Origin of the sequence: Mycobacterium sp. (assembly GCF_040509115.1) — a bacterium.
GTDB lineage: Bacteria > Actinomycetota > Actinomycetes > Mycobacteriales > Mycobacteriaceae > Mycobacterium.
The window spans coordinates 1-14,147 of record NZ_JBEVLO010000454.1 but is presented as its reverse complement, the minus strand read 5'-3'; the positions used below and the strand labels follow the sequence as shown (position 1 = coordinate 14,147).

The 14,147-nt window shown below is 64.8% G+C and carries 9 protein-coding genes and 1 pseudogene; 4 read left to right on the top strand and 6 right to left on the bottom strand.

Annotated features, from left to right (window positions below; all coding sequences use genetic code 11):
- The 4 genes from ABW137_RS31030 to ABW137_RS31015 form a co-directional block, all read left to right on the top strand.
- On the top strand, positions 1-220 hold a 220-nt coding region (locus ABW137_RS31030), incomplete at its 5' end, for a helix-turn-helix domain-containing protein (protein WP_526405944.1).
- A 90-nt stretch (positions 221-310) separates the two neighbouring features.
- Positions 311-700 carry a DUF488 domain-containing protein gene (locus tag ABW137_RS31025; RefSeq protein ID WP_526405942.1) on the top strand — a complete coding sequence of 130 codons (390 nt, stop codon included), beginning with the start codon at positions 311-313 and terminating at the stop codon, positions 698-700.
- Positions 697-3,042 carry an FdhF/YdeP family oxidoreductase gene (locus ABW137_RS31020; RefSeq protein ID WP_526405940.1) on the top strand — a complete coding sequence of 782 codons (2,346 nt, stop codon included), beginning with the start codon at positions 697-699 and terminating at the stop codon, positions 3,040-3,042. Before ABW137_RS31025 ends, ABW137_RS31020 begins: the two co-directional genes overlap by 4 nt.
- A gap of 56 nt (positions 3,043-3,098) precedes the next feature.
- On the top strand, positions 3,099-3,536 hold the full coding sequence (locus ABW137_RS31015; RefSeq protein WP_526405938.1) for a hypothetical protein: 438 nt from the start codon (positions 3,099-3,101) through the stop codon (positions 3,534-3,536).
- A gap of 38 nt (positions 3,537-3,574) precedes the next feature.
- Here the strand turns inward: ABW137_RS31015 and ABW137_RS31010 are convergent, their stop codons facing one another.
- The 6 genes and pseudogenes from ABW137_RS31010 to ABW137_RS30985 form a co-directional block, all read right to left on the bottom strand.
- Positions 3,575-4,456: a MerR family transcriptional regulator gene (locus tag ABW137_RS31010; RefSeq protein ID WP_526405936.1), complete on the bottom strand. Its 882-nt coding sequence runs from the start codon at positions 4,454-4,456 to the stop codon at positions 3,575-3,577.
- Positions 4,457-4,466: 10 nt separating this feature from the next.
- Positions 4,467-5,846 carry a cation:proton antiporter gene (locus ABW137_RS31005; protein ID WP_526405934.1) on the bottom strand — a complete coding sequence of 460 codons (1,380 nt, stop codon included), beginning with the start codon at positions 5,844-5,846 and terminating at the stop codon, positions 4,467-4,469.
- Positions 5,847-5,874: 28 nt separating this feature from the next.
- Positions 5,875-6,732, bottom strand: coding sequence for an ABC transporter permease (locus tag ABW137_RS31000; RefSeq protein ID WP_526405932.1), 858 nt, complete (start codon positions 6,730-6,732; stop codon positions 5,875-5,877).
- Positions 6,732-7,568 (bottom strand): ATP-binding cassette domain-containing protein, encoded by an 837-nt coding sequence (locus tag ABW137_RS30995; protein ID WP_526405930.1) that lies wholly within the window; start codon positions 7,566-7,568, stop codon positions 6,732-6,734. The genes ABW137_RS31000 and ABW137_RS30995 overlap by 1 nt, the downstream gene beginning before the upstream one ends.
- A complete protein-coding gene (locus ABW137_RS30990) occupies positions 7,565-13,006 on the bottom strand; it encodes a type I polyketide synthase (RefSeq protein ID WP_526405928.1) in 5,442 nt (1,813 codons plus the stop codon). The genes ABW137_RS30995 and ABW137_RS30990 overlap by 4 nt, the downstream gene beginning before the upstream one ends.
- Before the next feature lies 1 nt (position 13,007).
- Positions 13,008-14,147, bottom strand: a pseudogene (locus ABW137_RS30985) (halogenase); the annotation flags it as partial.

Sequence of the window (14,147 nt, the reverse complement as noted above, 5' to 3'; positions counted from 1 at the left end):
ACAGGAGGGGGCCCGGTTCGTAGACGATCAGCAGCTCACCGCACAGGAGGTGCAGGTGGCACGGCTTGCCCGCGACGGATTGTCCAATACCGAGATTGGGGCACGGCTTTTCATCAGCGCGCGCACAGTCCAGTACCACTTGAGCAAGGTGTTCGCCAAGCTCGGTATCAATTCACGGAGCCAGCTCGACCGCGTGCTGCCTGCGGTTGCCCCCGGCTAACAGACTGGCCGACTGCACTGTCCGGTGGCGGATCCGCCGAAGGTAGCTCCGTAGCCATGATGGTCACGACCGACGACACGTTGAGGTGCGATGAGTAAACAAATCCGAGTACAGGTCCGACGCATCTATGACGCTCCGTCGGCCGATGACGGCACCCGGGTGCTGGTGGATCGATTGTGGCCTCGCGGCGTGAGTAAAGCCCGGGCGCATCTCGACGAATGGTGCAAGCAGATCGCCCCGTCGACCGAACTGCGCGAGTGGTATCACCACGACCCGGCGCTGTTCGACGAGTTCACCCGCAGATACACCGAGGAGCTTCGTGCGCCCGAGCCCGCAGCCACACTGGCACACCTGAGGGAGCTCGCCGAACAGCAGGCGCTGACCCTGCTCACCGGGACGAAAAACCCTGACCTCAGCGAAGCCGCAGTGCTTGCCCGACTCCTGTCAGACAACAACTCGCAGAAGGGGTCTGAGTCATGACGGAACAGCAGTCACAAGGCGATCGGTTCGGCCGCGGCGCGCCAGGGGTGCCTGCACTCGGGCGTGGGCCGAACCGGGGTGGGTCATTCTCCCAATCGGATGACCACGCCCCGTCTGCGGGGTGGGGTGCTGCGCGCAGCGTCGCCCGCGTGGTTGCCGAGTCGCGGGCGCCGATCAAGGGGCCACACGCAGTCTGGAAGATGAACCACGAGAACGGCGGCTTCGACTGCCCTGGCTGCGCGTGGCCGGATGACCGCAATGGCCTGCACCTCGACATCTGCGAGAACGGCATCAAACACGTCACCTGGGAGATGACCCGCAAGAAAGTCGATCGGGATTTCTTCGCGTCGCACACGGTCACCGAGCTGTCCGGCTGGAGCGACTTCGCGCTGGAAGATCAGGGCCGCCTGACCGAGCCGATGAGCTACGACCCGACCAGCGACAAATACGTCCCCATCTCGTGGGACGCTGCGTTCGCGCTGGTCGGATCCACCCTGCGCGGCTTGGATTCTCCACATCAAGCGTCGTTCTACACCTCGGGGCGGCTCTCCAACGAGGCGACGTTCCTGTATCAGCTATGGGTGCGCGAGTTCGGCACCAACAACTTGCCGGACTGCTCCAACATGTGCCACGAGGCCTCGGGTCGGGCGTTGCAGGCCGCGATCGGTACCGGCAAGGGCACGTGCGACATCGACGACTGGGACCGGGCCGACCTGCTCATCGTGATGGCGGTCAACGCGGCGTCGAACGCGCCGCGCATGCTGACCACGCTGGCCGAGGCGGACCGTCGTGGCGCGCAGATCGTGCACGTCAACCCGTTGATCGAGGCCGCCTCACGGCGCACCATCGTTCCGCACGAGTTCGCCGCGATGGCGACCTTCCATCCCACGAAGACCGGAACGCGCAACGTGCAGCCGCGGATCGGCGGCGATCTGGCCGTGTTGCGGGGAGTCGCCAAGGCGGTGCTCGAACGCGCCGACACCGATCCCAAGGCAATCGACCTCGAGTTCATCAGGAACCACACCGCCGGCTTCGAATCGTACAAAGCTCTCGTCGAAGCCACGTCGTGGGAGGCGCTCGTCGACCAATCTGCCGTGTCGGAGAACGCAATTCGCGAACTGGCCGAGCTCTACCTTGCCGCAGACCGCACGGTGATCAGCTGGTGTCTGGGTTTGACACAGCAGGAACACGGGGTCGACACCATTCGTGAGATCGTGAATCTGCTTCTGCTGCGCGGCAATATCGGCCGTGAAGGCGCGGGTCCATCACCAATCAGGGGTCATAGCAATGTGCAGGGCAACCGCACCTGCGGTATCGACAATCATCCTCCCGCGGCCCTTCTGGATCGACTCGACGAAGTCTGCGGCATCGACTCGCCGCGCGACGATGGTTTGGACACCGTGGCCACCATCGAGGCGATGCGCACAGGTGCGGTCAAGGTATTCGTCAGCATGGGCGGCAACTTCGCCATGGCCGCTCCGGACACCGACGCGACCTTCGAAGGGTTGCGCAACACCGAACTCACCGTCCAGGTCAGCACCAAACTCAACCGCAGCCACCTGGTGCACGGTCGAAGGGCGCTGATCCTTCCCTGCCTGGGCCGCACCGAGAGAGACGTGCAGCGCAGCGGCGAGCAGGGTGTCACCGTCGAAGATTCGATGAGCATGGTGCACCTGTCCTACGGGATGCGCAAGCCGGCCTCTACGCACCTGCTTTCGGAGTGCGCGATCCTCGCAGGCATGGCTCGCGCCACCCTGCCGGACTCGCCGAATCCGTGGGAGTCCTACGTCGAGGACTACGACAGGATCCGCGACACCATGGCGGCCGTCCTGGATGGCTTCGAGGATTTCAACCGGCGGGTGCGGATGCCGCTGGGCTTCCGGATCCGCCAACCCGCAAGGGAGCGAGTCTTTCTCACCAAGACCGGCCGCGCAGAGTTTGCCGCAACCCCGCTGCCCGACGTCGTCCCACCGACCGGGAAGCTCATGCTGTCGACCATGCGTTCCCACGATCAGTGGAACACCACCATCTATTCCGACAGTGACCGCTACCGCGGCGTCAGAAACCTGCGGACGCTGCTGTTCATGAACAGAGCCGACATGGCCGAGCGAGGACTCGAGGAGTTCGACCTGATCGACGTCACCAGCTTCGCCCGCGACGGCAGCACCCGCAAGGTGTGGGGCTACCGGGCGATCGGGTACGACATCCCAGTCGGCAGCGTCAGCGGATACATGCCGGAATTGAACGTGCTGTGCGCCATCGGTGACTTCAGCACCCAGAGCGATCAGCCGTTGATGAAGCACCAGATCGTGTCCGTGACCCCCGCGGTGGGTGCGCAGTGACGATGCTCGGCCATGCAATACGCGGTGCGGTGGCAGGTGCACTCGGTACTGCCGCCATGGACGCCCTCTGGTACTACAGGTACAAGCGTGGCGGCGGAAAGTCCGGGTTCGGTGACTGGGAGACTTCTGCAGGTCTAGCGGACTGGGAGGATGCGCCTGCGCCTGCCAAGTTCGGCAGACTCGTGATCAAGCGAACGCTGCATCGTGACGTGCCGCCGCAGCGAGCGCGACTCGTGAACAACGCCGTCCACTGGTCAACCGGTGCAGGGTGGGGAGCCGTGTTCGGGGTGCTGGAGGGCACGGTGGCTGGTCGAAGGATTTGGCATGGGCCACTTTTCGGTGGCGCGGTATGGCTGCAGTCATATGCGGTGCTCGGTCCTGCCAAGCTCTACGAGCCCATCTGGGACTACGACGCAAAGACGCTCACGAAAGACCTCAGCGCGCATCTCGTCTACGGACTGACGACAGCCGTCGTTCTCAAGGGGATCGATTGAAGGGTGTCGCGCGGTCGCCGTCGTGAGCTCGCCCACCTTCACGATCGGTGCGTAATCGACGCGTCAACCTGCGCAATGGCAGAAAGACGTTCGACTGCAGCGCTGAGGGTGGCTAGTCGGCCGACAGGTCTACCGACGGTTACGCCGTCCCAGCCCGGACCAGCGACCATCACAGCCACCCCCGCGACCGCCGCGAGCGTGCGTACCCCGACGACGTCGGCGGTCGATGGGCGCTGCGACCACAGGACCACTGACCGCACGGCGGGTAGCCTAGCCAACGCCGTGGAAATGGCAGTGGCCGGAACGGATGCGCCCAGCATTACCGGAGCGCAACCGGATTGACCCAGCGCCGCGGCCAAGGCTTCTAGCGCCAGCGTGTGCGCTTCGCCATCGCAGCACGCCAAGATGGTCCGGTTGGCCGGACCGCTCCACGTCGAAGGGGCCGGGATGCGTTGCAACGCGCGCGTGGTGATCCGGGACAACAGGTGCTCGACGTCCAAGCAATCCCCCCCTTCCCCTTGAAGCGCGCTCAGTGCCCCGAACGCGGGACGCAACAGGGAATCCCAGGTGGCGATCACCCCACGCTCGCGCAGGCTCTGTTCGACGACGAGCCCCGCTGTCGCGCCGTCGAGCGCGAATACGGCGGCCAGCAGCGCGGACGAATCGGTGTGGTGAAAGCTCCTAGCCGCCTGCGCGGCGCTTCGCGCGCTGGCCCCCTCCTCGAGCATCTGCAGCATGCGCCGCACCGCTGCGATGTCGGCTTCCGTGTAGAGGCGGTGTCTGCCGGGATCATGATGAGCCGGGCCGATGCCGTACCGCCGATTCCAGCTGCGCAAGGTTGCGGTGGGGACGCCGACTCGATCAGCCACTACACCCACGGGGTAGAGCGGAAGGTCCTCGCCCAATTCGTCTGCGGTCATTGGCCAGCCCTCACGTACACGGTCGCGGCCGCGTACTCGATGCCGACCGAGCCTGAGGCATCTCGCCACGAGGTTCCTCCCCGGCTGGCCCGAACCTCAATCCCGACTTCAGTAGCCGGCGTTCGAATAGCCGCTGCAGCGGTGTGGCGACGAACGTGGTGACGATCGTCATGAGCGCCAATATCGTGTACAACCGTGCGGAGATGAGTCCCGCCTCGAATCCGATGTTGAGCAAGATGAGCTCCATGAGCCCACGCGCGTTGGCGAGGGCGCCCATCGAACCGGCTTCATACCAACTCATGCCCTGCCAACGGGCGGCCAGTCCGATGGCCCCGAACTTTGCAGCGAACGATACGACCAACACCAGGCCTGCCACGAGAAGAGTCGACGGGTCCAAGATCAGGTCGAGCTGCGTGTTCAGGCCCGAATAGATGAAGAACGCGGGCAGCAGCAAGTACGCCACCAGCGGCTCGAATCGCTCCCGTATCGACTCGAGCAGCGCCCCGCGGGGCATGACGGCGCCGGCCACGAAGGCGCCGAACACCGAATAGATTCCGACCGCATCGGTGAAGCAACTCGCAGCCAGCACGACGAGGAGCACGACGCTCGTGTGTGCGATCGGCAGTCCCCCCGTGCGTTCGACGTCGACGCGAGGCGGCGTCCATGTCTCCAGCCTGCCAAGCAGGGGACGGCCGACGTAGACCATGAACAGCAAGTAGGCCAGCCCACCTCCGATGGCCAGCACCGCCCCGAACAGGCTGCCCTTGGCCGTCGCCACCACCGTTGCCAACAGGACCCAGGAGCATGCGTCGTCGACGGCGGCGCAGGACAACGCCATCGTCCCCAGCCGGGTATTGAGCAACCCGGAGTCGTAGACGATCCACGCCAACATGGGAAACGCGGTGATGGCCACGGCCGCTGCAACGAACAGCGCACCCTGCCACGGCACGACCCCTTCCGTGAAATATCCGCCGAGGCCGACCATCCACCACCCGACGAGACCCCCGAGGATCAGCGGAACACCGATGCCGGCTGCGGAGGTCACCCCTGCTTGCCGCGAATGGGCGCCGAGGATGTCGAGCTTGAACGAGGCACCCACCAGAAACATGTAGAGCACCAGTCCGAGTTGGCCGATCACGTAGATGGCCACCAAGTTCGGGTGCGTGAACGTCTCGGCGCCGATCGTCAGCTTCGTGGGGAACAGCCACCGCTGCGCGGCGGGCCAGATCCAGCCCAATAGCGAAGGGCCGAGCACGAACCCGGCCACCATCATCGCCACCACCTGTACCTGCGCGAGCCGACGGAACACCGGCCAGAGCAGGCGGTAGGTCAGGAGTATGACGGCGATCTGAAGGAAGAGGTGATACGTGATCGTGAGCAGTGAAGGCATCGGGGCTCCCTGGTCGATCCTGATGGGGTCAATCCTGGTCCGACCAGCGGAATACCTTGAGGCACGCAATCAGACCGCAGACACACCACGCCGCCAGGACCAGGAACGTCCGCCCGTGCTCCCAGCTGCCCGCCGGCTCGAACACGACCATCTGTTCGGGCAACAACACCGACCGAAAGCCCTGCGCCATCCACTTCACGGGGAAGATCGACCCGACGATCAGCATCCACGTCGGCAGCACCATGATCGGCACATAGGTGCCCGACAGGAACTGCAAGCCGACCGCCGGGCCGTTGGTGATGACGGCAGCAGAGACTGCGTTGCTGGCGAAGTTGCTGACGAATATGCCCAGGAGCGAACAGCTGATGATGCCCAGAACGAAAACCCACGCCAGCGTGAACCAGCCGAACACGTCCGTGGGCAGCCGCAGTCGGAAGACCAGTACCCCCACCGACAGAAGGACCACGGCCTCGGCGAGACTCGCGACGGCGACCAGCACGATCTTCCCGATGAAATACGATGACGCGGTAGCAGGCGTGCCGCGCAGTCGCCTCAAGGCACCCGTTTCGCGGTCAGCCGCGATGCCGATGCCCAAGTTGATGAACGACGTCGAGAGCACCCCGTAGGCGAGCATGCTCGCCGCGATGACGGCGCCGGTACTGGTCTGCGTACCAGGAACTTTCGCCGAGAAGATGGAACCGAGCAAGAGACAGATCACGGCAGGCATCGAGAAGGTCAGCGCCAGTTGTTCGGGCCGCCGATAGAACATCTTCAGCTCGGGGACGACTCGGGACAACCCGATGCGCAATGCCGACGGGAGTACACGCCCAGAAGCGTCCGCGCGGTGTCTGGGCTTGAATGCGTTCTCCACGGGTTCGACGGCCATCACGCCAGCCCGATCAAGTGCAGATAGGCGTCTTCGAGCGAGGGCCGTATGACGGTGAGATGGGCCAGTTCCGAGCCCTCCTTCGAGCGCTGCCTGATCAGTTCGGTCGGGTGGTCGGTCACCTCCACGTGGAGCACGGCTCCCTCCAGCCACTGGACGGTCGCGGCCGAACTCACGTGTGCGGTCAATCGCGCAGGCGAGTCCACCGCAGCCAATCGGCCACCGGCCAGCACCGCTACGCGATCCGCGAGAGCTGCGGCCTCCTCCAAGTAGTGGGTGGTGAGCAAGATGGTGGTGCCGTCGTCGGCCAAGAGTCTGATGAGTTCCCAGAACTGGCGTCTCGCTTCGGGATCGAACCCCGTGGTCGGTTCGTCCAGGAACAGTAGTTCGGGCTGGGAGATGATGCCGAGCGCGACGTCCAGCCGGCGCCGTTGGCCCCCGGAGAGCGTCCGAACCCGCGCTCCCGCACTCGCAGCCAATCCGACCAATTCGAGCAACTCCTCGGGGACTCGGGCCTTTCCGTAGCACTTGGCGAACATGCGGACCGTCTCCAGCACCGTGAGTAACCCGAAGTCGCTGGCCTCTTGGAGCACGATGCCGATCCTCGCGCGCCAACTCCGCCCCGCGGTACCGGGATCTTCGCCAAGGACGTGCACCTGTCCGGCATCGCGTTTCCGATGACCTTCCAGGATCTCGATGGTCGTCGTCTTGCCCGCCCCGTTGGGACCGAGGATCGCGAAGATCTCTCCGTAGCCGACGTCGAGATCGAGTTCCCTTACCGCGGGGAGTCGCCCGTACGTCTTCGACAGACCGCGCACGCTTACGGCGGACGTCACGACTGCGCCCCGCCAACTTCCGGCGCCGGCTGAGTCTCCAACTCGGCCAACAGCTGTCGCAGCTCGGCGTCGGATAGCTCGCCCATCAGCTGTTCCACCTCGTCGACGGCAGCCGGCTGCGGCGGTGGTGCGTCTTCGATGTCCGCAGGCACATCACCGTGAATCGAGTGCAGTTCGGTCAGTATTCGGTCGGACAGCGAATTGACGCTGACACCTCGAAGTATCTCGAGCACCGGGAGATTGATCGAGAACATCATGTTGATCCTCACCCGGCACTCCATCGCCATCATGGAGTCCAAACCGATGTCGTCCAGGATGTCGTCGGGCTCGAAATCAGTCGTGGCGCAGTCGAAGACGGCCGCAACGACGTGGCTGATCGAATCCGCGATGACGGTCGGCCGGTCGACCTCCGGGGTGGCCGCGAGCAGCTCGAGTATCGAGCCGTCGGAATCGGCATCGGCGGAGCGCGTTTCGGCCAAGCCGAGTTCGGAGAACATCATGGGAAGCCGTCCACCAAGGCCGGCATGGCGGGCCCGGTTCCAGTCGGCGCTGATGGCGACGACGTTTGGAGTCTTCTGGTTGATCAGCCGATCGAGGATTCGGGCTCCCACTGCGGGCGTGATCAGCTCGATGCCTCGCGCTGCGTAGATCTTCTCCAACTTCAGCTCCTCGACCATTCCCACCGACCACGGTCCCCATCCGATGGTGAGTGCAGGCAGGCCCTGCGCCTGGCGGTAGTGCGCGAAGGCGTCGAGAAAGGCGTTGGCGGCGGCGTAGTTCCCCTGGCCCGGCGACGCTATCGTCGACCCTGCCGACCCGAACATCACGAAGAACTCGAGGTCGTGGTGCTCGAAGGCGTCGTGCAGCACGCGCGTACCCGTGATCTTGGGAGCGACCACCTTGGCGTAGTCGTCTTCGCTCATGTTCACGAGGAGTTGGTCATGCACGGCTCCAGCGGCGTGGATGACGCCGCGGACCGGTGGGCCACCGGCTCTGGTGTGCCTAGTCAGCCACGCCGATAGGCATTCCTCGTCTGTGACATCGACACTGGCGGTCGTCACATGGGCGCCGAGCCGTTCGATCGTGCGGATCGTGTCGACGGTCGCCTCGGGAAGCACGGCGCTTCGGCTGAGCAGCGCGATGTGCCGGGCACCGCGCTCCGCGAGGTAGGTAGCCACGATGCGACCCAACGCTCCCGACCCACCCGTGACGACGTACGTCGCATCGGAGGTGAGTTTGGTGGGAAAGGGTTTGGTGAGACCGGAACTTGGGCGAAGGCGTGGCACGAACGTCGTGTCGCCACGGATGGCAACCTGATCTTCGGACTCGGCACAGAGGACGTGCCCGCAGATGCGGATGGCCGTCTCGGTGCGATCGGCTGCGCCATCGATGTCGATGAGCCCGCCCCAGTACTCGGCGAATTCCTGATGGCCGACGACACGGCCGAGCCCCCAGACAGCGGCTTGCTCGACGGCGCACAGTCGGGTTCCAGGGGCGGGCTGCGCGTTGGCGGTGACGAGGTAGAGGCGGGGCTTGACGGCGTCCTGCCGTGCCAGCGCCTTGAGCAGCCGAAGAACCGGGAAGGCGCCCAGCTGGTGGCTCCTGCGCACGTCGTCGGAGGACATGTCGAGTGGCCAGCAGTTCACGATGCCCGCGAGGTCGCCTTCGCCGCTGACGTGTGAAAGCAGGCGATCTATCTGGTCCGGTTCATCGACCGGCCCGTGCCCGACCGTGTGGACGCGATGGCCGCGGCTGCGCAGCTCGTCGGCGACGGTAGTGCCGACGCCCCCGGCATCGGCCAGGACGAGCCATGACTGAGCGGGAACGTCCGTAGTCAACTCGTCGGACTTCGCACACCACTGGATTTCGAGGAGGCCCTTGTCGATTCGATCGGGCGACATGCGGGAGGAGGCCGCCAGTGATTGCACCGTGAAGCCGTCGATCGTCGCGAGCGTGTTGCCGAGTTGGCCGCTGATCGTGATGTCGCATTCGACCTGTTCGGCCGTCTCCGATCTGACGTCGACGCGAACCACCATGTGCAACTCGGGCGAACCGTAGAACGCGCAATGGCGGATTCGCGTGGGAAGGAAGGGGTCTTCGTGCTGGCCCTGGCCCAGAAACGGTGCGCCGAACAGAGTTTGAAACGCGCTGTCGAGGAGCGCGGGATGAAAGCGGTAATCGTCGAGTTCATCGACGAGCACTGTCGGAACGGAGATCTCGGCGACGGCCCAGTCCTCGCCTGCGGTCACGCCTTGGACGGAACGGAAGGCGTCGCCGTAGTCGAATCCGATGGCGTGGGTCCCGACGTAGAAGTCGTCGCCGCTGATCGCGGTGATCGGCTCGGCGCCGTCCGGCGCGTCCGCACCGCGTGGCGCCGCAGGAAGGACGTTGAGTTCCGCGGTCGCGGTGATCGTCCACTTGGATTCGCCGTCAGCCGTGGCGGTGAATGCGGCGAACTCCAGTGTGCCGTCGTCCTCGTTGAGGGTGGTCCGGAGGATCGGGTCGCAGGTGTCGTCGAGGATGACGGCACGACGGAGCACGACGTTGTCCACACTGTGATTGGACCCGTAGGTGGCCTTGGCCGCCGCGAGAGCCATTTCGACGTACACCGCCCCGGGTAGTACGACACTCCCCTGGATTCGGTGATCGGCGAGGAACGGGTTGAGCACGGTGCTCAATTCGGCTTCCCAGGTGGGATGAACGCCGCTCACCGATTGCCCGAGCAGCGGATGCACCGGCCGGTAGAACAAGGACTCCGTGGCTTCCCGCGTCTCGTTCCAGAAGCGCTTGGTCTGCCAGGGGTAGGAGGGGAGCTTGAGCAGTCGACCATCGGCACGGGGGTGCACGACGTTCCACGCGATGTCGTGGCCGTGGGAGTGCAGTGCGCCAACGCAGTTGAGCAACGTACGGCTGTCGTCGTGTTCCCGGCGCTGGGTCGCCGTGACCGACACCTTCTGCTGTCCAGCGGTTTCGAAGATCGACGCCGCCAGCACGGGATGCGGGCCCAGTTCCACGAAGTGGGTGTATCCGTCCTCCAGCATCCGGCGGATCGCGGGCCCGAAGAGCACGGTCGCGCGCGTGTTCTGCCACCAGTAGGCGTCGCCGGCCTGGTAGCCGTCCAATCGTTCACCGGTGACCGTCGAATACAACGGAAGCGCAGGGGCTTTCGACGACAGACCCGCCAGCGCGTCGAAGAGGTCCTGTTTCACGGCCTCCATGTAGTGCGTGTGGTACGGCACCTTCACGGCGAGCTTCCGGTTGAAGATCCCGGCCTCGTCCAGCTGCCGGGCGATGTCGTCGAGGAGGCCACCGTCCCCTGCGACGGTCACCGCTGAGGGGCTGTTGATCGCGGCCACCGACACCCGCCGTCCGAACTCGTCGAGCGGCTTTCCGGTGATCGTCCGCATCAGCGCCTCGGCGTCGAGACCAACGGCGAGCATCCGGCCCTGTCCACTGGTGCGCTGCTGAAGTCGGCTGCGGTGATAGATCACCTCGATGGCCTGCTCGAACGTGAGCAGACCGGCGATGTGGTGAGCGGCCACTTCACCTGCGCTGTGGCCGATCACGGCATCCGGGCTGATCCCGAACTCCTTCAGCTGCTCGGCCAGCGCGACTTGAACCGCGAAGTTGGCAGGCTGCGCAAACTCCGTTTCGGCCATTCGGGAACCGGTCTCATCGCGTCGGAGCTCGTCGAGCAATGACCAGTCGGTGTAGTTGGACAGTTCTCGGTCGCTGCGCTCGACGCTCTCGGTGAACGCGGAATAGACGCCCAGCAACCCTCGGCACATCTTCCACCACTGGGGACCCATGCCGGTACACACGAACGCGAGTCTCGGCGTGGTGGCGACGACGCGGTCGGTGGCGATCTGCCCGCCGTCGGCGAGGGCCTGAAGTTGTTCTCGCGCTTCGGCGATGCTGTCGGCGATCACGGTGTGGCGATGGTTCAGATGCGCGCGCCGCTGTCCGAGCGTATATCCCAATTCCGACAGCGTGACATCGGGGTGGGTGGCCAGATATTCGGCCAACCGGGCGGCCGTGGCGACCAGCGCTTCTTCACTGCGCGCCGAGAACGGCAGCACGGTCGGCGGCCGCGGAGCGCGATCGTCCACGGCGGGGTGGCGGACCGGGGCAGTCGCTTCGGCGAGCACGACGTGGGCGTTGGTACCCCCGAAGCCAAACGAATTCACCCCAACTATCCGTCGCTCGTAGTCGGGAAATGGCCGCCCCGTTGCTGGCACGTCGAGCTTCAGATCCGTGAGGGAGACGTGTCGCGTCGGAGTTTGCAGGTGCAGATTTGCCGGGATGTATCCGTGCTTGACCACCAACGCCGCCTTGATCAGTCCGGCCACCCCGGCACCGGCCTCGAGATGGCCGATGTTGGTCTTGACCGATCCGATCACGAGTGGCTTCGTGGCCGCCCGATCCGACGTCAACGCGCTTGCCAGTGCTCGCATCTCGATGGGATCGCCGACGGGCGTTCCGGTTCCGTGCGCTTCGACGTATCCGACCTCGTTCGGGTGAATCCCCGCCCGTCGAAGTGCCGTGCGGATCGCGGCTTCTTGGGCTTCCTCGCGTGGCACGGTGATGCCGTCGGTATGCCCGTCCTGCGACACCGCCGTGCCGAGGAGCTGTGCGTAGATGTCGTCGCCGTCCTCGAGTGCCCGCGCAAGCGGCTTGATGACGACGATCGCGCCGCCTTCTCCCCGCGCGTAGCCGTCCGCGGAGTCGTCGAACGCCATCGAACGTCCTTGCGGACTAAGGAATCCGCTCTTCGATTCCGCGATCGCGGTGTTCGGGCCGATCATGATGTTCACGCCGCCGGCCAGGGCCAGCTCGCTCTCGCCGTTCCAGATGCTCTGCGCTGCAAGGTGAACCGCAACGAGTGAACCGGAGCACGCCGTATCGATCGTCATGCTGGGGCCGCGGAAGTCGAAGGCATGTGAGATCCGGTTGGCCAGCATCGTCATCATCATCCCGGTGGCGGAATGGGACTTGAACCGGTAGCGACTGGTGCGGCCTTGATTTTGCAGCAGCTGATAGTCGAGGGTGAAGCCGCCTACGAAGACGCCCACGTCGGTGCCAGCCAAGTCGTCGGCCGGTATTCCCGCGTCTTCCAACGCCTCCCAGGTGACGTGCAGCAGGAGGCGCTGCTGCGGATCGAGTGAATGGGCCTCGCGCGGAGAGATGCCGAAGAATTGAGTGTCGAATTGATCGATCTCACCGAGGAATCCGCCGCGTCGGGTGACGATCTTGCCGACCTTCGACGGGTTTTGGTCGTGATATCGCGCGGCATTCCAACGCGTTTCGGGGACCACGCGGGTGGCGTCGGTTTCACTGCACAACAGATTCCACAGGCGCTCTGCGGAATCGGCACTGCCTGGGAGGCGACATCCGATGCCGACGATGGCCAGCGGCTCACGGCCGCGTTCGGCGAGCATGTCAGCTGGACTGCAAGATAGGTGAGGTCGACACGATCCAGTCGCCGCTGACCGGATTGATCGCCTGTTCATGGCGGTAGGTCGAGCGCAGCTCCTGCAGAAGCGAATCCCGTTGCCAGGCCTGCACCTGTCGCACGACGTCGTCGGCGCCGAACATCGACGATTTCTCGGATACGACGGTTTCGGCCAGCTGACCTGCCAGCTGTCGCAACAGCCGAGCGTTGGCATCGAACTGTTCGGAGAAGTTCGGGCTGGTGCCCATCATCGCGGTATGTAGTCTCACCATGAAGTTGAGCGGCGCATACAAGTCGACGAACGGCACCGAAGACGCCCCGGTTTCCACCGCAGCCCACTCGCGAAAGAAACGTTGGACGCGATTGCTCAATGCGATGAGGCCTTCGAGGTAGGGCACGAAGCCGGGGTCGTCCGCGACGCTCGTAAACCGGCCGTTCGTGTAGAGCAACCCGACGAAGCCCCAGTAGAACGCGACGTCCCAGATGACCTTCGCCGACATCACGGTCGGCGTGCCCATGAGCGTGTACTGGTCCTGGTATACGGCCAGCCACATCTGGGTGAGCGACCGAAAGAGCGAGTCGCTGATCTGACTTCGCGCGACGACGTCCTCGTGATCCAGTTCCCTGACGATCATGTCGGTGATCAGTCCGTTGCCGATCGCGACCAGATCCAGTCCTGAGGAATACAGCGGATCCAGGAATATCCCGGAATCACCCGTCAGGCACCACCGGTCGCGTCCGTCGAAGACCTGCGTCGCGCCGTGGCTGTAGTGCTTCATGACCCGGAAGTCCTTGATCAGGTCGGCATGCTCCGCCACGACCGCGGCGCATTGCGGTTCGTGATCACCGAGCCACGCTCTGGCCTTGTCCAAGGTGTTGAACTCGTCGAAGCCATGGAACGCCGGGTCGGCCACGATACCGACGCTGGTCGCACCGGAGGCAAGTCGAATGAGCCAGACCCAGTACCCCTCGCCCATGAGGTGGTTGGTAGACATCGCGCGGTCGCCTTCGACCAATCGCGCCTGCCAGACCGGGTCGTCGCTCCATCGGCCGACGTCGATCTCCGTCGCGACGCGGAACCACGCAGCGTTGCAGTCGTGCCCGTTGGTCTGCTTGAGCTCGAGTTG